We start from the raw sequence: 21,518 nt of genomic DNA on the forward strand, positions 1-21,518 counted from the left end.
CTCACGCTTTTGACAGGGCGTCAAGAATGCGGGCCCACGACCGGATCCCTTTATGGAAATTGTTCAGCCCGTATTTTTCGTTCGGGCTGTGGATGCGGTCATCGTCATCCGCAAAACCGATCAGCATGGAATCAAGTCCCAGAATGGTGGTGAAATACCCCGCAATCGGGATCGATCCGCCCATGCCGGCAAACACCGCCTCACGGTTCCATTCATCCGACAATGCCTGACGCGCGGCTTCGAATTCGGGGCGCGCGATGTTCATCACGGCTGCCGGATTGCCTTCGAGGTCGAGATCCCATTCCACCGTTGCATCGACGGGAAGGCGCGCCTCCACATGGGCGCGCAACGCCTTGCGCAGCACGTCGGGGTCCTGATCGCCGACCAGACGGCAGGTGATTTTGCAATGCGCCTCGGCCGGGATGACCGTTTTCGTTCCCGGACCCTGATAGCCGCCCCAAAGCCCGTTGATCTCCAACGTGGGCCGCGACCATTGCTGCTCCAGCGTCGAATAAGCTTTTTCCCCATGCGCGACACTCAGCCCTGCGTTTTCGAGGTATTCGGTTTCGTCAAAGCCACAGTTTTCCCATTGCGCCAATTGCTCCGGCGCGACCTCGTGCACCCCGTCATAGAACCCGTCGATGGTGACGCGACCATCCTCATCGTAGAAGGAAGCCACGAGTTTCGAGATTTCGCGCAACGGATTTAGGGCAGGGCCGCCGTAGTGACCGGAATGCAGGTCCATCGCAGGACCTTTGAGCGTGAACTCTTCTTTGAGCATACCGCGCAGCTGCGAGGCGATGGAGGGCACACCGGGGGACACCATCGAGGTGTCGCAAATCAACGCGATATCCGCGGCGAGCTTTTCGCGGTTCGCCTCCATGAACGGAATCAGTGACGGCGATCCGCTTTCTTCCTCGCCTTCAAAGAAAAACGTAATGGTGCAGGGGAGTTCGCCGTGTTCGTTAATCCACGCGCGACAGGCCTCGACAAAGGTCATCAGCTGCCCCTTGTCATCGGAGGCGCCGCGCGCACGGATCACTTTTTCGCCATTCTGCTCACCGATGAAGGGCTCGAACGGATCGTGATCCCAGAGGGCCAGTGGATCGACCGGCTGCACGTCATAGTGGCCGTAAAACAGCAAATGCGGCGATCCGGAACCGATTTTTCCCATCACCATCGGGTGTCCGGGCGTGGGGCACAGTTCGGCCTCGGCCCCCAGCGAGGCGAGGTGCGAGACGAGCAAATTCGCCGCCCTGAGGCAATCGTCCTTATTGGCCGGATCGGTGGAGATCGACGGGATGCGCAACAACTCGAAAAGGCGCTCCAACGCGCCCTCCAGATCGGAATCGATACGGGACAATACAGGGGCGAGCGCGTCGGACATTTAGGACCTCAAATGGGAAGGCGGGATGATTTGCCGCAGCTTACGCGCTCAAATGAGAGTGTCCATACGTGCCTAACGGATTGACATAGATCATTCAGAAACGTTTTTGTGCCACGTAACAACGGCTCCTGTGAACAGGAACGATCTGCCGGCGGACCTAGATAGGTATCGATTTGTGAATATGAGTGGCTTTTTTCGAAAACCGCCGTTAAAACAGGCAGACGAGAGACGCGCGAAAGGAAGACCAGTGGATTATACGGCGAAGCTTGAGGAGGCGCTCAACCGTTTGCACGAGGAGGGCCGCTACCGGACCTTCATCGATATCGAACGTCAACGTGGCAACTTCCCCCATGCCGTCTGGAAAAAACCCGACGGCAGCGAGCAGCCCGTGACCGTCTGGTGTGGCAATGACTACCTCGGCATGGGTCAAAACCCCTATGTTCTGGCCGCGATGCACGACGCGGTGGACGCAACCGGCGCCGGTTCGGGTGGCACGCGCAACATTTCGGGCACCACGGTCTATCACAAACGCCTTGAGGCCGAATTGGCCGATCTGCATGCCAAAGAGGCCGCATTGGTGTTCTCCTCGGCCTATATCGCCAATGACGCGACCCTTTCGACCCTGCCGAAACTTTTCCCCGGTCTGATCATCTACTCCGATGAGTTGAACCATGCCTCGATGATCGAAGGCATCCGCCGCAACGGCGGCGCGAAACGGATTTTCCGTCATAACGACATGGCGCATCTGCGCGAAATGCTCGAAGCCGACGACAGCGCGGCCCCGAAACTCATCGCGTTCGAATCCATCTATTCCATGGACGGCGATTTCGGCCCGATCCTCGAAATGATCGAGCTGGCCGAAGAATTCAACGCTCTGACCTACATCGACGAGGTCCACGCGGTTGGCATGTATGGCGCACGCGGCGCGGGCGTCGCCGAGGCACAGGGCCTGATGGACCGGATCGACATCGTCAACGGCACCTTGGGCAAAGCTTTCGGTGTCTTCGGGGGGTACATCGCAGCCTCTGCAAAGATGTGTGACGCCGTGCGCTCCTATGCGCCGGGCTTTATCTTCACCACCTCCATTCCGCCCGCGGTAGCGGCAGGGGCGGCGGCCTCTATCGCCTATCTCAAAGGCGAAGCCGGCGTGAAACTGCGCGAAAAACACCAGACTCAGGCGAAAATCCTGAAAACTCGCCTCAAAGGTCTCGGCCTGCCAATCACCGATCACGGCAGCCACATCGTGCCGCTGATCGTGGGCGATCCCGTGCATACTAAAATGATGTCCGACATGATGCTCGAACAGTATGGCATCTACGTTCAGCCGGTGAATTTCCCGACGGTTCCGCGCGGAACCGAACGGTTGCGCTTTACCCCGTCGCCGGTTCACGGGCCCGATGAAATGGATCGTTTAGTGCACGCGCTTGATGCGCTCTGGGCCCATTGTGCGCTGAATCGTGCCGAATTGGCCGGATAACCACTGATCGTCTCGTGCGCGTTAACTTGTCCTGTGCTAAAAATGTTCTAAGAACGCGATACGAATCGCGAAAACTGGGGACAATAAACTGGGGCAGTGCGCATGATCGGGCGGTGGAACAAACCACCAGTCGTAGAAGACCTACAACCTCGCGGCTTTGACGGGTACGAGCTTCGGCTTGGTGACGTCATGCGCGGGGAACGCGCGACTCTGGGCAAATCCCTCCTCGACGTTCAACGCGAACTCAAGATCAAAGCAACATACATTGCTGCAATCGAGAACGCGGACCCCAGTGTTTTCGAAACCCAAGGCTTCATCGCAGGCTACGTGCGCTCCTATGCGCGCTACCTCGATCTCGATCCCGACTGGGCCTTCATGCGCTTTTGCGACGAAAGCGGTTTCTCCGTGGCCCACGGCATGTCGCCCGCCGCTTCGACCAAACGCGCCTCCAGCGTCGTCAATACCCAGGCGGTTAAACCCCGAGACCCCTTCGCCGACCCGAACGCCACCTTCGTTCCCCGTGGCGAAGGCTTTTTGGCGAAGGTTGAGCCGGGTGCCCTCGGCTCCATGGCCGTGCTCTTGATGCTCGTCGGGGCCATCGGATACGGCGGCTGGTCGGTCCTACAAGAAATTCAAAAGGTGCAACTCGCACCCGTCGATGCCGCCCCCGGCGTGGCATCCGATATCGCACCGTCCCTCGGGGGCGAAACGATCATGGCCGCGCTTGATGAAAGCGTCAGTGTCGAAACCCCGAGTGTCGAAGCGCTCGACCGTCTTTACCGTCCGCAGGCGCTCGACGTGCCGGTGATGGTGCCACGCGACGGTCCCATCGCGACGCTCGATCCACGCTCCGTGGGCTCGCTCGTCGACGAGGACCGCCAGAACCGCCTCGATAACCTGTCCACCGACATCGCGACGGCCGCGCTCGAGTCAATCGGCGAAACCGTTCAGGTCGTGGAAGAGGCCGCACCGGAACTCGCGCTGGTCGCCGTTCGCCCGTCCTGGGTGCGTGTGCAGGCCGCAGACGGGTCGGTGTTGTTCGAAAAAATCCTCGATGCGGGTGAGCGCTATGTCGTGCCTGCAATGGAACTGCCACCGGTGCTGCGCACGGGAAATGCGGGCGGGATATTCTTTTCCGTTAACGGCGATGCCTTCGGGCCTGTCGGCAAATCCGGCGCGGTCGTGAAAAACGTCGCTCTGGCTGATGCGCAGATTGCCGAGGCCTATGAATCCGTCGATCTGGCCGTGAACGTCCCGATTTGCGAAATGTTTCAGGTCGCATCCACCGCAGATCTCTCCTGCAACTGATCCCATCGAACTAAGGGTTTGCGGGCAGGGCGCCAGCACCCTATCTAGAGGGCAACTTCGGATGCCCCAGAGGTGAACCATGTCCCACAATCCCATTCGCCCTTGGCGCAACATCGAACGCCGCCAGAGCCGTAAAATCTGGGTCGGCAATGTGCCCGTCGGCGGCGATGCACCCATAACTGTGCAGACCATGACCAACACGGACTCTGGCGACGTGCGCGCCACGCTCGATCAGGTTATCCGTGCCGCCGAGGCTGGTGCCGACATCGTGCGCATTTCCGCCCCCGACGTCGCCGCGACAACGGCGCTCAAGGAAATCTGCCGTGAAAGCCCCGTTCCGATCGTGGCGGACATCCATTTCCACTACAAACGCGCGATTGAGGCGGCCGAGGCGGGCGCGGCCTGCCTGCGCATCAACCCGGGCAACATCGGCGACGAAAAGCGTGTCAAAGAGGTCATCAAGGCCGCCAAGGACCACAATTGCTCGATCCGCATCGGTGTGAACGCAGGCTCGCTCGAAAAGCACCTGCTGGACAAATACGCCGAGCCCTGTCCCGACGCGATGGTGGAAAGCGGCCTCGACCATATCAAAATCCTCGAAGACAACGACTTCCACAACTTCAAGATTTCGGTGAAGGCATCGGATGTCTTCCTCGCCTCGGCCGCCTATCAACAACTCGCCGAGGCCACAGACGCGCCGATCCACCTCGGGATCACCGAAGCGGGCGGTTTGATGTCCGGCACGATCAAATCGGCGATTGGTCTGGGCCAATTGTTGTGGATGGGCATCGGGGACACGATCCGCGTGAGCCTTTCTGCCGACCCGGTGGAAGAGGTCAAAGTCGGATATGAAATCCTCAAATCGCTGGGCCTGCGCCATCGCGGGATCAACATCATTTCCTGCCCGTCCTGCGCGCGTCAGGGCTTTGACGTGATCAAAACCGTCGAAGCGCTGGAAAAGCGTCTCGAGCACATCAAGACACCGATGAGCCTGTCGATTATCGGCTGTGTGGTGAATGGACCGGGCGAAGCGTTGATGACAGATGTAGGCTGGACCGGCGGCGGGGCAGGCCATGGCATGGTCTATCTCGGCGGCAAACAGAGCCACAAAATGTCCAACGAGTTGATGATTGAACACATCGTCGAACAGGTGGAAAAGAAAGCCGCAGAGCTGGACGCAAAAGCGGCGCCCGCAGACGCCGCCGAATAAAGCCGGAGCGCTGCGCCTTTAGCCGCGCAGCTCTGCCACGATTTCTTTCATCGCGTCATAGGGCACATAGCCGCGCAGGAACTGGCCTTCGAGCACGAAGGAAGGGGTTCCGTTGATCTGCAGGACACTGCCAAGCTGGTGGTTGGTCGCAATCTGTGCCGTGACCTCATCGTCATCCATTTTGTCCGTCACCGCGCCGACGTTGATGTCGATGCCTTTGGCGATCCGTTTCAGGATCCCCAATGTGATGTCGCCATTGGTTTCCATCAGCGCTTCGTGCAGGCGGGCGTAGACCTCATCCCCTTCGACGAGGCGCGTGGCGATGGCAAAGCGGGATGCCAATGTCGAGGCCTCGCCGAGGATCGGGAATTCCTTGACGATCAGCTTGATGTTCCCGTCGCCTTCCAGAAGCGCCTTCATATCCGGATGCGCTCTTTTGCAATACCCGCAGCGGTAGTCGGAAAACTCCACCATCACGATGTCGCCATCTGGATTGCCCAAAATGAGATCACCCGGCGCATTGTAGAGCTGGTCATAATGGGCCGCGATCAGGGCCGCGTCGTTGTCGCCTTGCGCTGCTTCCTGACGCTGGTTGTAGACCTCCACGGCCTCCATCAGCACTTCGGGATTTTCCAGAAGATAGGATTTGATCTCCGCGCGGAAGGCACTTCGCTCATCATCGCTCATCGCGTTCATGTCAAAAGCGGCGGCCGAAAAAGCAACGGAAGCGGTCAAAAGCGCGGCAAGGCCGGTGCGCAGGGCAAGGGTCATCGGGTCATTTCCTGTTCAAAACGCGTTCACAGGCATCTATCACATCCTGCGCGCGGTTCCACCCCACGCTTGCGTGACCCAAAGCCGCGCCTGCACGTTTGGCCAAGGGCAGGGCGGCCGCAAAATCACCCCGTAAAACATGGGCTTCGGCGGCATTGAGCGTCGCCATCCCTTCATTTCCCGATTGCGCATAGGCAGAGGCGAGATGGCGCAATGTGGTCGGATCCCACGGCTCGCGCGCCCGTGCGGCCTCCAGCGCCTTGATCGCTGAGCCCAATGCCCCCTTATCGCCGGTGGCGAGCAGGGCACGACCCAATCCCGACTGGATTTGCGCCTCACGCGGGGCAAGTTGGGCGGCGCGTCGATAGGCGGCGACAGCAGCGGAAAACTGGCGACTTTCGAGCAGGATCTGCCCCTGCAATTCGGCAAAATACGGGTCTTTGGGGCGTTTTGCGACCAGTGTGTTGATCGTGGCAATCGCTTCCTTCGGCTTGGGAATGCGGTGGAGCGCCACGGCACGGCGCATCAGCGCGATGTCGGATGCGTCCGAGGCTTTCACCTTGCGCAGCGTGGCCGAGGGCGGGCGGATAAAGGCCTCCAATTTACCCCGCGCACGCGCATACCAATAGTCGGCCTCGGCGTCGCGATTGCTCGTCACCTTGCTCGCCGCCGCGTAGCCGCGCAGGGCACGCAGCCGATCGCGCGACAGGGGGTGAGTGCGCGCATAGGGGTCTTGACGCGACTCGGCCAGAACCTCCTGACCGCGGAACAGTTCGAGCACGTCGAGCATGGCCTGTGGCGGCACGCCTGCGCGCGCCATGATCCGGATGCCGGTTTGATCGGCCGAGGATTCTTCGGCCCGCGTATGACCAAACAGCACCCGCTGCGCCGAGCCCGCGACACCCAAGGCCACGCCAGTGGCCGCACGCCCGTCGGCCCCCGCCGCGATGGCGACACCTGACAACATCATGCCGATCATGGCCGCCTGAGACGCCGCGCGCGAATTGGCGGCACGCCGCGCGATGTGCCCGCCGGTGATATGCGCGATTTCATGCGCCAGAACAGCTTGCAATTCCGAGGCGCTTTTGAGGCGCAGGATCAGACCGGAGTGGATAAAGATATGCTGGTTGTCGACCACGAAGGCATTGGGTTCATCATCGTCGACCACCACGATCCTCATGCGCGACGCCGACAGCCCCGCCGCGGTGAACAGCGGGCTTGCCAACCGCCCCAGCGCATATTCAATGTCGGGATCGCGCAATAACCCTTTGGCAAAGGCCGCCCAAGGGACCGCCGCGCACAAAAGGGCGATCAGACAGGTTCGCACAAGCGCCCGCATTGCATTTCCCTCCTCGTGCTGGCATCCGGTTGGGCAAAGAAAACCACAAGGACCCTGCGATGAAAACCTCCCAGCGCGCCCAAGTTGATCCCTTTGTCGTGATGGACGTCATGGAGGCTGCGCGCCGCGCTGAAGAGGGCGGGCGCCACATCATCCATATGGAGGTGGGTCAGCCCGCGACGGGAGCGCCGAAAGTGGCGCGCGACCGATTGGCCGCTGCTATGGAAGAGGGTCCGCTGGGCTACACTGTCGCGCTCGGCCTTCCTGAATTGCGCGCCGGCATCGCGCGGCTCTATGCGGATTGGTATGGGGTAGACCTCGATCCCGCCCGCGTCGTGGTGACTTCGGGCTCGTCCGCGGCCTTCCTTCTGGCCTTTACCGCGCTCTTTGATACCGGCGCGCGGGTTGGTTTGGGGGCTCCGGGCTATCCCTCTTACCGTCAAATCCTCAAAGCGCTCGCGCTCACGCCCGTCGAAATTCAGGCGGCAAAGGGCAACCGCCTGCAGCCCGCGCCGCAGGACCTTCCCGCGGACCTCGACGGTCTGATTGTGGCCAGTCCGGGCAACCCGTCGGGAACCATGCTCGATCGCGACGCCCTCACCGCGCTCATCGACGCCTGTGCTGCGCGCGATGTGGCCTTTGTGTCCGACGAAATCTACCACGGCATCCACTATGAAAACCGCGCCGTCAGCGCGCTGGAAATCACCGACGATGTCTATGTGATCAACTCGTTCTCCAAATATTTCTCGATGACGGGATGGCGTATCGGTTGGATGGTGGTGCCGCCCGATCACGTGCGCACCATTGAGCGTTTGGCCCAGAACATGTTCATCTGCGCGCCCCATGCGGCCCAGATCGCCGCCCTCGGGGCACTCGATGCCCATGACGAATTGCAGGGGCACCTAGCGACCTACACCGAAAACCGCCGCCTGATGCTCGAAGGTCTCGCCGAGGCAGGGTTTGTCGATCTCGCGCCGCCAGACGGGGCGTTTTACATCTACGCCGATGTCTCCGCCTTCACCGATGACAGCCGTGCATTTGCGGCGCGCATCCTCGATGAGGCAGGGGTGGCGGTCACGCCGGGGCTCGATTTCGACCTCGAGCGCGGGCATCACACATTGCGCTTCTCCTACGCGCGCTCGAGCGAGGATATCCGCGAAGGCATCCGGCGTCTCAAAGCCTTCATGACGCAGTTGTGAGTCGCGATTGGGGCTGACCGGCGTTGCACGCTGGTCTAGAGTGACACCAAAGAGGGCGCGAAGGCCCCAACTGGCGAGGTGACGATGCGGTTTTTATGGATATTTGCGCTGTGCCTGATGGGCGCGCTGCCGGTTCAGGCCCAGGACGGGTTGACCGCCTTGGCGCGCGCGCAAAACGAAGGATCGATGCTCGTCGATCAGGGCGATGTGCCCCAGATGCGCCTTGCGCTGAGCCAGCCTGTGCCGTTCCGCATCTTTTTCCTCGACGAACCGCGCCGTTTGGTTGTCGACCTGTCAGAGGCGGATTGGACCGGCTTTGATGTCGCGGCTTTCGACCTCTCCAACCATATTACCGGCGTGCGGGTCGGGGCCTTTCGCCCCGGATGGTCGCGCATGGTGCTCGATCTCGCCGCACCTTTCACATTGGTGGAGGCGGAAATGACCCGTCCGGCGCAGGGGGCGGTGCTGCGGCTCGTCTTTGCGCATCAGGAGGCCGACAATTTCGCCGCCTCCGCTGGTGCCCCCGCAGATGCGCAACTCGTCGCGCGCGATCCGGCCGATATCGAACCGCTGCCGCTGCGCAAACTGGGCACGGGGGCCATCCGTGTGGTTCTCGATCCGGGCCATGGCGGGATTGATCCCGGCGCAGAACGGGACGGCCACCGCGAAGCCGATCTGATGCTGACCTTTGCGCGCGAGCTTTCCGATGTTCTGCTACGGGCAGGGCACTTCGATGTCACCCTGACGCGAACGGACGACAGTTTCGTCCCGCTCGAAAACCGCATTACCGTTGCGCGCACCGCCGGGGCGGATGTGTTTATTTCGCTGCACGCCGATGCGCTGGCCGAGGGGCGCGCGGAGGGCGCGACGCTCTATACCCTTGCCGATCGCGCCTCCGATATGGCCTCGCGCAAGCTCGCCGAACGCCATGACCGCGCGGACCTGTTGTCCGGTATTGACCTGTCGGGACATGACGATGTGATCGCGACCGTCCTGATGGACATGGCGCGCACCGAAACGCGCCCTCGGGTCGAACGTCTGGCCACCGCTCTGGTCGATCAACTCTCGGCCAGTGTCGGGATGCACAAACGTCCGCGGCTCGAGGCGGGGTTTTCGGTGCTCAAATCGCCCGATATCCCGTCTGTTCTCTTGGAGCTCGGCTTTCTTTCCTCACCCAAAGACCGCGCCAATCTGACCGACCCTGCATGGCGCACAAAGGCCGCATGGGCGATCCGCGATGCGCTCCTTGAATGGGAACAACTCGAAATTGCCGCGCAGGATGGATTGCGCAAATAGCGGCGCACGACCGCTCACATTCCGGTGCAGGGGGCGCATCTGCTTTTGCCCCCGCGCCGGTTTCTCTATAAAGGTCCAATCTGGACACCGCGCGGGCGCGCTGAGAAGAGTTCTTGAAGGTAAAATACTGTGACACGCTTCGTATTCTCGTTTTTCGGCACGATTTTCTCGTGGGTCACCACGGGGGCGATTCTCGCCGCTCTCATCGTGGGCGCCGTGTTCTACATGTACGGTCGCGACCTGCCCAACCACGAAGCACTGGCGCAATACCAACCCCCGACCATCAGCCGTATCTATTCCGGCGAGGGCCGTATCATCGACGAGTTCGCGCGTGAACGTCGTCTTTACACGCCCCCCGAAGAGATCCCCGATCTGGTGAAACAGGCGTTCATCTCGGCCGAGGACGGCAATTTCTACAACCACAACGGCTACGACCTGCGCGGCATGGCCTCGGCGGCTCTGGATGCGGCCCGTGGCGGGCGCCTGCGTGGCGCATCAACCATCACCCAGCAGGTTATGAAGAACTTCCTGCTATCCTCGGATCGCTCGGCGGAACGCAAGATCAAGGAAATCATCCTCGCCACGCGTCTCGAACAGACGCTGTCAAAGGACGAAATTCTCGGGCTCTACCTCAACGAAATCGACCTTGGCGCGCGCTCCTTCGGGGTCACCGCCGCTGCCCAGACCTATTTCAACAAATCGCTGTCCGACCTGACAATCGAAGAGGCGGCGTTTCTCGCCGTCCACCCCAAAGCGCCCTACAGCTACCATCCCGTGAAAAACTACGACGCGGCGCTGGAACGGCGCAACAACCTCGTGCTGCGCGAGATGTTCGAGAACGGCTATATCACCGAAGAAGAATACGAAACGGCCAAGGCGACCCCGATCCGCACGGTCCAAAGCGGCGATTACGAAAGCTTCCGCGAAGCCCTGCCGCCGCGCGACTACTTTACAGACGAAATCCGCCGCCAACTGTCCAAGGACTTTGGCGAAGAGGAGTTTTTCGAAGGCGGCCTGTCGATCCGCGCAACTCTAGACCCCGAATTGCAATCCAAAGCAGCGCAGGCTCTGCAGGCGCGTCTGGAACAACTTGACCGTGACCGTGGTGTCTGGCGGGGCACCGGAAAATCCATCGAACCTGCAACACTGGACGATGGCACATGGGAAACTGTGCTCGCCGAAGTGCGCGTCGCGCGTGACGTCACCCTTGATGGCGGTTGGTCTGTCGGCGCGGTCAATCAGATAGGCGATCAATCGATCACCGTCATGGTCGAAGGGCAGGGCGAAGTCAGCGTTCCGCGCGACGACATCGCATGGATGCGCGGCTCCTTCGTGGATAATTTCGAACGCGGCGATGTGGTCCATATCCGCCGCATGACGACGGGCGATGACGGGCAGGGCGACCTGATCCGCTGGACCCTGCGTCAGGTCCCCGAAGTGCAGGGCGGCTTTATGGCCATGGACACCCATACCGGTCGCGTGATCGCGATGCAGGGCGGGTTCTCCTACCAAAACTCGGTCTTTAACCGCGCCACACAGGCGACGCGTCAGCCCGGCTCCTCGTTCAAACCCTTCGTTTATGCCGCAGCGCTCGACAGCGGGTTCACACCGGCGACCATCGTCGTGGACGCCCCGATCGAAATCAACACGCCGCAGGGTGTGTGGCGTCCCAAAAACGCCTCCAACCAGTTCTATGGCCCCACGCCATTGCGCACAGGCATCGAACAGTCGCGAAACCTCATGACCATTCGTCTCGCCCAAGAGGTCGGTATGGATGTGGTCGCGTCTTATGCGGAGCGTTTTGGCGTTTACGACCAGATGGGGCAATATCTGGCCTCATCGCTTGGTGCGGAGGAAACCACGCTGTTCAAAATGGTGGCCGCCTACGCGATGTTCGCAAACGGGGGCCAACGCGTTGAACCGACGCTCGTCGACCGCGTTCAGGACCGGTTCGGTCGCACGATCTACCGCCATGACCAACGCGATTGCGAGGAATGCAAACTCGCCAGCCTCGACCCCGGTTTCGCGCCCAAAATCCTCTCCTCCGACGAACGGGTGATCGACGCGATCACCGCCTATCAGCTCACGTCGATGATGCAGGGCGTCGTCCAGCGCGGCACCGCCAAGGGCCGCGTTGATCTGCCCGTGCCCGTGGCCGGTAAAACCGGGACCACCAACGACGGCAAAGACGCATGGTTCGTCGGCTTTACCTCCAACATCGTCGCGGGTTGCTACATCGGTTTCGACACGCCGCGTGAAATGCCCGGGGCCTCGGGCGGCGGGTTCTGTGGTCCGGTGTTCAACACCTTCATGCAGGACGCGGTGCGCAAATACGGCGGCGGCAAATTCCGTGTGCCCCCGGGTGGGCGTTTCATCAAAATCGACCGCTTCACCGGTGCGCGCCTCTCTGATGATGCCTCCGGCCCGAACGTCGTGGCCGAATACTTCCGCGACGGCGAAGAGCCGGTGTTCGGCGTGCTGTTTGACGGTGGCTTTGCAATGGGGGCGGATTTGCCCATGTTCAATGCCGTCGCACCGCAGGATGGCGACCGCGAGGTGAAAACGGAATCGGGCGGCACGATCAAAATCCCCAAGAAGGCGACGATCAATTCGCTCTCCTCGGGCGGGCTATACTAGGGCCACGCCCCTTGCACGCGACGCGCGGGACAAGTATCTGTCCCTGAACCTGAAAGCACCCCACCCGAAGGGCAGAGACCTTGCGCGCAGAAATCCAGACCTCTATTGCCAAAATCGAGAAATCGGTCGCACTGCTCAAGCAGCGGTTGGATTGGGACACCGCGCCCCATCGCCTCGAAGAATTCAACGCGATGATCGAGGACCCGACGCTGTGGGACGATCAGGCGCGCGCCCAAAAACTGATGCGCGAACGTCAGGCATTGATGGACGCGGTGGCGGTGGCCAAAGGCATCGAACAGGACATGTCCGACAACATCGAACTCATCGAAATGGGCGAGATGGAAGAGGATGAAGAGGTCGTCGCAGAGGCCGAAAAGGCGCTGAAGGCGCTCGAAGCCAAAGCCGCCGAAAAAGAACTCGAGGCGTTGCTGGACGGCGAAGCCGATGCCAACGACACCTTCCTCGAAATCAACGCCGGCGCGGGGGGCACAGAGGCCTGTGACTGGGCCTCCATGCTGCAACGGATGTATGTGCGGTGGGCCGAAAAGCGCGGCTACAAAGTCGAACTTCAATCCGAGGAAGCCGGCGGCGAAGCAGGGATCAAATCCTGCGCCTACAAGATCACCGGCCACAACGCCTACGGGTGGCTCAAATCGGAAAGCGGCGTGCACCGCCTCGTGCGGATTTCACCGTTCGGCAAGGGCACGCGCGAGACGTCTTTTGCCTCCGTCTGGGTCTATCCGGTGGTGGATGACAACATCGACATCGACGTGAACCCGTCTGATATCCGCATCGACACCTACCGCTCGTCCGGCGCAGGCGGCCAGCACGTGAACACCACGGACTCGGCGGTGCGTATCACCCACCACCCGACCGGCATTGTCGTGACCAGCTCCGAGAAGTCCCAGCACCAGAACCGCGATATCGCGATGAAGGCCCTGAAATCGCGGCTCTACCAGATGGAGCTCGATAAACGGAACGCGGCGATCAACGAGGCGCATGAAAACAAGGGCTCCGCAGGCTGGGGCAACCAGATCCGCTCCTACGTTTTGCAGCCCTATCAGATGGTCAAAGACCTGCGCACCAACCACGAAACCTCTGACACACAGGGTGTTCTCGACGGTGATCTCGACGCATTTATGGCCGCAACACTGGCGCAGGACGTGGCAGGAAAATCGCGTGCGGATGCGCGCGCAGAGGACTAACACCTCTCATTCTATCGATGTCCGATGAGTGACCCTCTGCGCCTCAGGAGGCGCGGCGCACAACCTCGACGCCATTCTTGACGTGGCGTTGGGCCATTTTGCGACCCTCGCGACCGTTCATAAGCCTGCGCGCGGGAACCGTGACGGTGCCCGTGATGGCCAGTTCGGGAAAGAGCCCGAAAATCTCCTGACGCGCATCCTCACTGAGCGACTTCATCGCTTCCGCGCCGGTGTAGAGCGACTCCGTCAAAGCCCCGTTGGAGAACACAATCTCGTGGCGCTCTAGCAGGAAATGGACATAGGTCACCTCGTCCAGATCCTCGGCAATATCCACACCCTCAAGACCGAGCAGGTGTTTGGCCGCCACCAGTGCCTCCTGTTCGCCCGACATGCGTTCGACGATTTTGGAGGACACCAGAATCCGGTGCTGTGGCGAGACGATCAGATCGATTTCGGGCGTGTTCCCCCCGAGGCTTCCGGCGCGGATCCGGATCGCGCGATACTGCGGGGCCGCGTTCAACATCTGCGCATTCATTTTGCGCAGACCGATCCAGTTGATCCGCTGCAAACCACTATCCGCCGTGACGACCCTATCCCCCACGGCCAGCTTTTCGACCGCAATCTCGCCACGCGTGGTTTTGATCAGGGTGCCCGCACCGAAACAGACCGGCGGTGTCATGGACTGGCCATCGGCATGGCTGACATAGCTCAGCATGACACCTGTCGGGGGCAGGGGACCCTCAAAGGTCAATGTCGCCGGCGTGTCGTTGATGGAAACGACAACGAGGCGGTATTCGATGTTCGTGTCGGGGTCGCGCAGCGTGACTTCGTATTCGTCCTCGACATCGACGCCTTGGGTATAGGTCGTAGAGCCGATGGTTGTCACATCCGTCAGTGTCTGAGGCGTGGAGCTGTTCCAGCTCGCATCATCGTCTTCAAAGAGCGTGTCATTATCGCTCACCGCGACGGTCACACCACTGTCGAAACTGGAAAAGGTCACACCGCCCGCGCCCCAGCCGAAATGGTCACCGGTCTTGGACCATGTGATGAAATCGCTGCCGGTCCACCCATCCGCGGGGTTCCACGGCGACGTCACGAACATCGCGTTCGCGTCATACATTTTGATCGAATAGCCCACGGCGCGACCCTCTGATTAAATCCGCGCCGAGATAGGGCGCAACCGATTAACGTGATTTCGACGTCCCGCGGTGGTGAATGCAGGTGCAACACGGCCGAGTTCATGGGCGGTTTACCAAGACCACCCTCCCGCAACCATCGTGCTTAACGGATAGTCACACTGTCCATTCGTATAGAAGGTGCCTTTGAGGCGTCGTGGGGCGGGGTGAAATCGGGGGTGGCACCGGTGTGCCGCGTCAGGTCGGGCAGGGCGCAAACCGCGCCCCCAAATGCCCCCATCGTCTCCTGCGCACATGGCCGCTATGCGCCTTGTGCCCCGTCAAATTCACAGTATTGCATCTTATGTGACAAACTCACTGAAGCCCTCGGCTCAATGGGATATCTATGATTCCAAGCACTGCGCAAAAACAAGGAAACGCACATAATGAAACGGGCAATCTTCGCCCCCGCAAAAGGGGTCGCTAGCTAAATGATTACGGAATTTACTCCATGGGCGTCACTGATCGGTGGCCTCCTCATCGGGCTGTCGGCTGTTATGCTGATGGCCTTTCAGGGACGCGTTTTCGGCGCAACCGGCGTGCTCGCCGGATTTATTCAACCATCGAGCTCGTCTGACTGGGCGTGGCGCGCATGGATTCTGGCCGGCATGGTCACAGGCCCGCTGGCCTTCCGGCTTTTGACCGGTGAGGCACTCGCCATCGACGTGCCCGTCAGCACAGTGGCACTCGTCATCGGCGGCTTCATCGTCGGTATCGGCGTCACCTTTGGTTCTGGCTGTACGTCGGGCCACGGTGTGTGCGGCATGGCGCGGCTTTCCCCGCGTTCAATCGTCGCCACGATCACCTTCATGATCACCACCGGCATCACCGTTTACGTCGTTCGCCACATCATCGGAGGGATCTGAGATGAAACATTTTCTGACCTATCTTTCCGGCCTCGTATTCGGCCTTGGCATTAGCCTCGGCGGTATGGCGAACCCTGCCAAAGTTGTGAATTTCTTCGATGTTGCAGGCACTTGGGACCCTTCGCTCGCCTTTGTGATGGGCGGTGCTGTGGTGACTGCATTCATCGGCTACCGTTTCGTCTTCGGCCGCTGGAACAGCCCCGCGTTCGAGCCGGCATTCAACCTGCCGACCAGCCGTGTCATCGACACCAAACTCGTCGGCGGCGCAGCCGTTTTCGGCATCGGTTGGGGCATTGCCGGTTTCTGCCCGGGCGGCGCCCTGCCTGCAATCGGCACGCTCGACCCTGCGGTTCTGGTGTTCTTTGTCGCCCTCGTGGCGGGGATTTTCACCGCGAAATACCTGATGAAGCTATCGGCACTGCGCGCAGAGCGTCGCGCAGCGTGACGTAGCATAGACGTATCGAGAGGAGAGATATCATGCCTTCCAACTACCCGATTGACATGTCCGTGAAACCGGAGGTGAAAGCCTTCTTTGACCCCGCGACCTGGACCATTTCCTACGTTGTCAAAGATCCCAACTCCAACGCCTGCGCTGTCGTCGATAGCGTCATGGACATTGATTACGCCGCCGGCCGCATCACCTACGAAAGCGCCGACGAGATCATCAAATATGTTCAGGACAACGATCTCAAGGTGGAGTGGCTGATCGAAACCCACGTGCACGCCGACCACCTCTCTGCTGCGCCCTATATTCAGGACAAAGTAGGCGGGAAAATCGGCATCGGCGAACATATCGTCACGGTTCAGGAAACCTTCGGCAAAGTCTTCAACGAAGGCACCGAATTCCAACGCGACGGGTCCCAGTTCGACCGCCTGTTCAAGAACGGCGACACCTACAAAGTCGGCAGCATGGATTGCTTTGCGATGCATACACCCGGTCACACGCCGGCCTGTATGACCCACACGATGGGTGATGCCACCTTTACCGGTGACACGCTGTTCATGCCCGATGGTGGCTCGGCACGTGCCGACTTCCCGGGTGGGGACGCAGGGATCCTGTTCGACAGCATCCAGAAAGTGCTCGCACTGCCCGACGACATGCGCCTGTTCATGTGCCACGACTACGGCCCGAACGGACGCGACATCGAATGGGAAACCACCGTTGGTGCGGAAAAAGAGCACAACATCCACGTGGGTGGTGGCAAAACCAAAGCCGACTTCGTGAAATTCCGCGAAGAACGCGATGCCACGCTCGACATGCCGCGCCTCATCATCCCTTCGCTGCAGGTGAACATGCGTGCAGGCGAGTTGCCGCCAGCCGATCAGGACGGTAAACAATTCTTGAAGGTACCGGTCAACGGGCTCTGATCTGTCAGGGCCGGCCGGTAGATCATCGGGCCGGCCGGCCCTCAGACAGTTCAGGAGACGCAAGTTGGATTTTAACAAGATCAACGACGCCATCACGGTTAGCGGTCAGATTACCCCCGAAGACGTGGCCACACTTGCTGAGAAGGGCTTCAAAACCCTCGTGATCAACCGTCCCGATGAAGAAGTCGATGCGGCTCTGGCGTCTGATGTGATGATCGACGCGGCCAAAAACCACGGGATGGCGGCCATCTACCTGCCGATCTATCCGGGCGGGTTCTCGTCGGAAACCGTGGACGGCATGCGTCAGGTTCTCGCCGAGCAGACGGGCCCCGTCTACGCCTATTGCCGCTCCGGTACGCGGTCCTGTTTCGCCTGGGGCCTGTCGCAGGCCGGTCAGGTCGACGGGGGAGAGATACTAAAGCAGGCGGCAGGGGCCGGCTATGACCTGAGCCCCGTCGCGATGCATCTGTCGGGAGAGTAGCGCAGGCGCGCATCCCTCCCGCCACATTGAATTGACCCCGCATATGCGGGCGAGACATGGCGAGAGGGACCCGCATCCGAGCGGCCCCAAAGGCCGCTTTGACGCGAGGAGACGCGCTATGGAGCTCAAGAAAATTTCCGACGGCCTGTCTGTTTCCGGGCAGGTCCACCCCGAAGACATGGCAAAACTTGCACGGCGCGGGTTTCGGGCGGTGATCTGTAACCGTCCCGACGGCGAAGCCGCCGACCAACCCACCGCCGAGGAAATCGAAACCGCCGCTAAGGCCGCTGGTCTCGAATTCCGCTATCTCCCTGTGACCCCCGGTATCGTGACCGAAGAGACCGCGGCTGCCTTTGGTCAGGCCCTCATCGATCTGCCCGGACCGGTGTTCGGCTACTGCCGCACCGGCACGCGCACCACCACGCTGTGGTCGCTCGCCATGGCCAAGGAGAAATCCGTCGTCGATATCCTGGCCGCGACCAAGGCCGCAGGCTACGACATGTCCGGCGTGGCGCGCCGCATCGCCAACGGTGGCAAAACCCCCACCGATAGCGCAGAAGACGCCCGTTTCGATGTGGTCATCGTCGGCGGCGGCGCGGCGGGCATCGCGGCGGCATCCTCGCTCAAATCGCGCAAACCCGACCTCGAAATCGCCATCATCGACCCTGCCGACATCCACTACTACCAACCCGGTTGGACCATGGTCGGGGCAGGCGTCTTTGACGCCAAAACCACCGCCAAAACCATGGGCAGCCTCATTCCCCGTGGTGTCCATTGGATCAAATCCGCCGTTGCCGCCTTTGAACCCGACAATAACGCCGTCATCCTCGATGGCTGTCGCGTGGTCAAATACGAACGCCTCGTCGTCTGTCCGGGATTGAAACTCGACTGGACTGCGGTCGACGGGCTCGTCGATACGCTGGGCAAAAACGGTGTGACCTCGAATTACCGTTACGATCTCGCGCCTTACACATGGAAGCTGGTGCGCGAAATGCGTGGTGGCAAAGCCATCTTCACCCAACCACCGATGCCGATCAAATGCGCCGGCGCACCCCAAAAGGCGATGTATCTCTCCGCCTCGCATTGGGAAACGGCGGGCGTTCTCGGCAATGTCGACATCCACTTCATGAATGCCGGTGGGGTGCTGTTCGGGGTCAAAGACTACGTGCCCGCGCTTGAGGAATACGTCGAACGCTACAACGCGCATCTCGACTTCTTCCACAATCTGGTCGCCATTGACGGGCAGGCCAAAACTGCCACTTTCGAGATCATCAAACCGGATACCGAGCCCACCCGTGTCACCGTGGATTTCGACATGATCCACGTCACCCCGCCGCAAAAGGCACCCGACTTCATTGCCGTCTCGCCTCTGGCCGATGCGGCAGGATGGGTCGACGTTGATCAGGCCACGCTGCGCCACAAAACCTACGACAACATCTGGTCGCTCGGGGATGTGATGAACGCCCCGAACGCCAAAACCGCCGCCGCCGCGCGCATGCAGGCCCCCATCGTGGCCGACAACATCGCCGCCGATATCGACGGAAAGGGGCCGCAATCCGCCTACAACGGCTACGGATCCTGCCCGCTGACTGTCGAGAAGGGCAAAATTGTTCTCGCCGAGTTCGGCTATGGTGGGGTGCTTTTGCCATCCTTCCCGAAATGGATGCTCGATGGCACCAAAGCCACCCGTAAGGCATGGTTTCTAAAGGAACAAATCCTCCCGCCGGTTTATTGGAAAGCAATGCTGCGCGGCAAGGAATGGATGATCAAGCCGGAAAAAGTATCGGCGAAATAATGGAACTGGCGCAGCCCCGCAGGGGGCCGCGCACCCAATACAAGGACTAACCCCGTGGCTTTTGACCCGCGTTCCCTCAAACGGTATTTCCCGATCCTCGACTGGGGCTCGAAGTACCGCATGGACACCTTCGCAAATGACGGCATCGCCGCCGTGATCGTGACCATCATGCTCATCCCGCAATCGCTCGCCTACGCGCTTCTGGCGGGGCTGCCGGCACAAATGGGCCTTTATGCGTCGATCCTGCCGCTGGTCGCCTATGCGATTTTCGGCACCTCGCGCGCGCTCGCCGTCGGCCCTGTGGCCGTTGTCTCCCTGATGACCGCCGCTGCCGTGGGCAACCTCGCGCTGCAGGGCACGGCAGAATACGCCGCCGCCGCCATCACGCTCGCCTTCCTGTCGGGGCTGATCCTGCTCGCGATGGGTCTCTTCCGGCTCGGCTTTTTCGCCAACTTCCTGTCCCATCCGGTGATCGCGGGCTTCATCACCGCCTCGGGTATCCTGATCGCCACTTCGCAGGCCAAACACATCCTCGGGGTCTCGGCCTCCGGTCACACCCTGCCTGAAATGCTCGAAGCGCTCTGGGAACACCTGCCCGAAACCAACCTGATCACGCTGGTGATCGGCGTTGCAGCCACCGCATTCCTCTTCTGGGTGCGCAAGGGGCTCAAACCCATGCTCATTGATCGTGGCCTGAGCCCGCGCATGGCCGATATCTCCGCCAAGGCCGGCCCCGTCGCCGCCGTCGTGGTCACCACACTCGCGGCCTTCGTCTTTGGCCTCTCCGATCACGGCGTCAAAATTGTCGGCGACGTGCCCCGTGGCCTACCACCGCTGACACTGCCGCAATTCTCCGGCGAAATCTGGGCGCAACTCTTCGGCTCCGCCGTTCTCATCTCCATCATCGGTTTCGTGGAATCCGTCTCCGTGGCCCAAACGCTGGCCGCCAAGAAACGCCAGCGCATCGTCCCCGATCAGGAACTCGTCGGTCTGGGTGCCTCCAACATTGCGGCCGCGATCTCCGGCGGCTATCCCGTGACCGGTGGCTTTGCGCGCTCGGTTGTGAACTTCGACGCCGGTGCCGAAACCCCCGCCGCCGGTGCCTTTACCGCCGTCGGTATCGCGCTCGCGGCGCTCTTCCTCACACCGCTGCTCTACTTCCTCCCGATCGCCACACTGGCGGCCACGATCATCGTCGCGGTGCTCAGCCTCGTTGACTTCTCGATCCTCAAACGCACCTGGGGCTACTCGAAAGCCGACTTTGCCGCCGTTCTCGCCACCATCCTGCTCACGCTGGGCTTTGGCGTGGAAACCGGTGTCTCGGCGGGCGTGATCCTGTCCATCGGCCTGCACCTCTACAAAACCTCGCGCCCCCATGTGGCAGAGGTCGGTCTGGTCCCGGGCACCGAGCACTTCCGCAACATCAACCGCCACGATGTGCTCACCGATCCAGCCGTCGCCACGATCCGCGTCGACGAAAGCCTCTATTTCGCAAACGCGCGTTTCCTTGAGGATTACATCCTCGACCGGATCGCAGGCGACGACGCCCTCAAACACGTCATCCTCATGTGCCCTGCGGTGAACGAGATCGACACATCCGCCCTCGAAGCCCTGGAAGAGATCAACAAACGTCTCTCGGACGGTGGCATCAACCTCCACCTCTCGGAGGTCAAAGGCCCCGTCATGGACCGTCTGAAAAAGTCCCACTTCCTCGACGAACTCACAGGTCAGGTGTTCCTGTCCCAATTCGCCGCGATGAAGGCGCTCGGGGACGTCACCTACCAAACGCCCAAACCCAAAGCGGCAGAGTAAAACGCGAAAGGCCCTCCCAACCGGAGGGCCTTTTGGTTTCCTGCTTGGTCGGTTTTCACCCAGATGATGCCTAGGTGCATGACCATCTGTCGTTTGTTTTTCACGAAAATCGTGGCATCCCTAGAGCATGCCAGATCGAAAATGCCGAGGCAGGAATGCAATGCGAGCGTCGTGGATTTGCGGGCACGGGCA

17 protein-coding genes and 1 pseudogene are annotated in these 21,518 nt (G+C 60.8%); 14 read left to right on the forward strand and 4 right to left on the reverse strand.

Going from position 1 to position 21,518, the window contains the following annotated elements:
* Nucleotide 1: 1 nt before the first annotated feature.
* Complete coding sequence (locus tag ABD815_RS12405; RefSeq protein ID WP_344847514.1) at nucleotides 2-1,387, reverse strand: dipeptidase; 1,386 nt, start codon at nucleotides 1,385-1,387, stop codon at nucleotides 2-4.
* 247 nt (nucleotides 1,388-1,634) lie between these two features.
* On the opposite strand from ABD815_RS12405, the gene hemA reads away from it, so the two are divergent.
* The 4 genes and pseudogenes from hemA to ispG all read left to right on the forward strand — a co-directional run bounded on the left by hemA (nucleotide 1,635) and on the right by ispG (nucleotide 5,382).
* Nucleotides 1,635-2,864, forward strand: a complete 1,230-nt coding sequence (gene hemA, locus ABD815_RS12410; RefSeq protein WP_344847516.1) for a 5-aminolevulinate synthase — start codon at nucleotides 1,635-1,637, stop codon at nucleotides 2,862-2,864.
* Between the two features lie 189 nt (nucleotides 2,865-3,053).
* Nucleotides 3,054-3,218: pseudogene (locus tag ABD815_RS15125) on the forward strand (helix-turn-helix domain-containing protein); the annotation flags it as partial.
* A 63-nt stretch (nucleotides 3,219-3,281) separates the two neighbouring features.
* Nucleotides 3,282-4,172: a DUF4115 domain-containing protein gene (locus ABD815_RS12415; RefSeq protein WP_425549871.1), complete on the forward strand. Its 891-nt coding sequence runs from the start codon at nucleotides 3,282-3,284 to the stop codon at nucleotides 4,170-4,172.
* A gap of 79 nt (nucleotides 4,173-4,251) precedes the next feature.
* Nucleotides 4,252-5,382, forward strand: coding sequence for a flavodoxin-dependent (E)-4-hydroxy-3-methylbut-2-enyl-diphosphate synthase (ispG, locus tag ABD815_RS12420; RefSeq protein ID WP_344847520.1), 1,131 nt, complete (start codon nucleotides 4,252-4,254; stop codon nucleotides 5,380-5,382).
* An 18-nt stretch (nucleotides 5,383-5,400) separates the two neighbouring features.
* Here the strand turns inward: ispG and ABD815_RS12425 are convergent, their stop codons facing one another.
* Together ABD815_RS12425 and ABD815_RS12430 are read right to left on the reverse strand one after the other, a co-directional pair.
* On the reverse strand, nucleotides 5,401-6,153 hold the full coding sequence (locus tag ABD815_RS12425) for a DsbA family protein (RefSeq protein ID WP_344847522.1): 753 nt from the start codon (nucleotides 6,151-6,153) through the stop codon (nucleotides 5,401-5,403).
* Between the two features lie 4 nt (nucleotides 6,154-6,157).
* Nucleotides 6,158-7,492, reverse strand: a complete 1,335-nt coding sequence (locus ABD815_RS12430; RefSeq protein ID WP_344847524.1) for a M48 family metalloprotease — start codon at nucleotides 7,490-7,492, stop codon at nucleotides 6,158-6,160.
* Nucleotides 7,493-7,551: 59 nt separating this feature from the next.
* On the opposite strand from ABD815_RS12430, the gene ABD815_RS12435 reads away from it, so the two are divergent.
* The 4 genes from ABD815_RS12435 (at nucleotide 7,552) to prfB (ending at nucleotide 13,829) form a co-directional block, all read left to right on the forward strand.
* Nucleotides 7,552-8,691 (forward strand): pyridoxal phosphate-dependent aminotransferase, encoded by a 1,140-nt coding sequence (locus ABD815_RS12435; RefSeq protein WP_344847526.1) that lies wholly within the window; start codon nucleotides 7,552-7,554, stop codon nucleotides 8,689-8,691.
* An 84-nt stretch (nucleotides 8,692-8,775) separates the two neighbouring features.
* Nucleotides 8,776-9,987: an N-acetylmuramoyl-L-alanine amidase gene (locus tag ABD815_RS12440; RefSeq protein WP_344847527.1), complete on the forward strand. Its 1,212-nt coding sequence runs from the start codon at nucleotides 8,776-8,778 to the stop codon at nucleotides 9,985-9,987.
* Between the two features lie 129 nt (nucleotides 9,988-10,116).
* A complete protein-coding gene (locus ABD815_RS12445; protein ID WP_344847528.1) occupies nucleotides 10,117-12,624 on the forward strand; it encodes a penicillin-binding protein 1A in 2,508 nt (835 codons plus the stop codon).
* Nucleotides 12,625-12,704: 80 nt separating this feature from the next.
* Nucleotides 12,705-13,829, forward strand: coding sequence for a peptide chain release factor 2 (gene prfB, locus ABD815_RS12450; RefSeq protein WP_344847529.1), 1,125 nt, complete (start codon nucleotides 12,705-12,707; stop codon nucleotides 13,827-13,829).
* Between the two features lie 43 nt (nucleotides 13,830-13,872).
* On the opposite strand, the gene ABD815_RS12455 is transcribed toward prfB, so the two are convergent.
* The gene (locus ABD815_RS12455; protein ID WP_344847530.1) at nucleotides 13,873-14,967 is read right to left on the reverse strand and encodes a Hint domain-containing protein; all 1,095 of its coding nucleotides are present in this window, start codon (nucleotides 14,965-14,967) and stop codon (nucleotides 13,873-13,875) included.
* Nucleotides 14,968-15,435: 468 nt separating this feature from the next.
* Between ABD815_RS12455 and ABD815_RS12460 the strand changes: the two genes are divergently transcribed.
* The 6 genes from ABD815_RS12460 (at nucleotide 15,436) to ABD815_RS12485 (ending at nucleotide 21,326) form a co-directional block, all read left to right on the forward strand.
* Nucleotides 15,436-15,870 (forward strand): YeeE/YedE family protein, encoded by a 435-nt coding sequence (locus ABD815_RS12460; protein WP_344847532.1) that lies wholly within the window; start codon nucleotides 15,436-15,438, stop codon nucleotides 15,868-15,870.
* A 1-nt stretch (nucleotide 15,871) separates the two neighbouring features.
* Entirely contained in the window at nucleotides 15,872-16,315 is a 444-nt protein-coding gene (locus tag ABD815_RS12465; RefSeq protein WP_344847533.1) for a DUF6691 family protein, read from the forward strand.
* A 32-nt stretch (nucleotides 16,316-16,347) separates the two neighbouring features.
* Nucleotides 16,348-17,238 carry an MBL fold metallo-hydrolase gene (locus ABD815_RS12470; protein WP_344847535.1) on the forward strand — a complete coding sequence of 297 codons (891 nt, stop codon included), beginning with the start codon at nucleotides 16,348-16,350 and terminating at the stop codon, nucleotides 17,236-17,238.
* A gap of 64 nt (nucleotides 17,239-17,302) precedes the next feature.
* Complete coding sequence (locus ABD815_RS12475) at nucleotides 17,303-17,719, forward strand: protein tyrosine phosphatase family protein (protein ID WP_344847536.1); 417 nt, start codon at nucleotides 17,303-17,305, stop codon at nucleotides 17,717-17,719.
* Between the two features lie 118 nt (nucleotides 17,720-17,837).
* On the forward strand, nucleotides 17,838-19,514 hold the full coding sequence (locus ABD815_RS12480; protein ID WP_344847537.1) for a bifunctional protein tyrosine phosphatase family protein/NAD(P)/FAD-dependent oxidoreductase: 1,677 nt from the start codon (nucleotides 17,838-17,840) through the stop codon (nucleotides 19,512-19,514).
* 54 nt (nucleotides 19,515-19,568) lie between these two features.
* A complete protein-coding gene (locus ABD815_RS12485) occupies nucleotides 19,569-21,326 on the forward strand; it encodes a SulP family inorganic anion transporter (protein WP_344847538.1) in 1,758 nt (585 codons plus the stop codon).
* Nucleotides 21,327-21,518 lie beyond the last annotated feature (192 nt).

Origin of the sequence: Celeribacter arenosi (assembly GCF_039539485.1) — a bacterium.
In the GTDB taxonomy this organism is placed as follows: domain Bacteria; phylum Pseudomonadota; class Alphaproteobacteria; order Rhodobacterales; family Rhodobacteraceae; genus Celeribacter; species Celeribacter arenosi.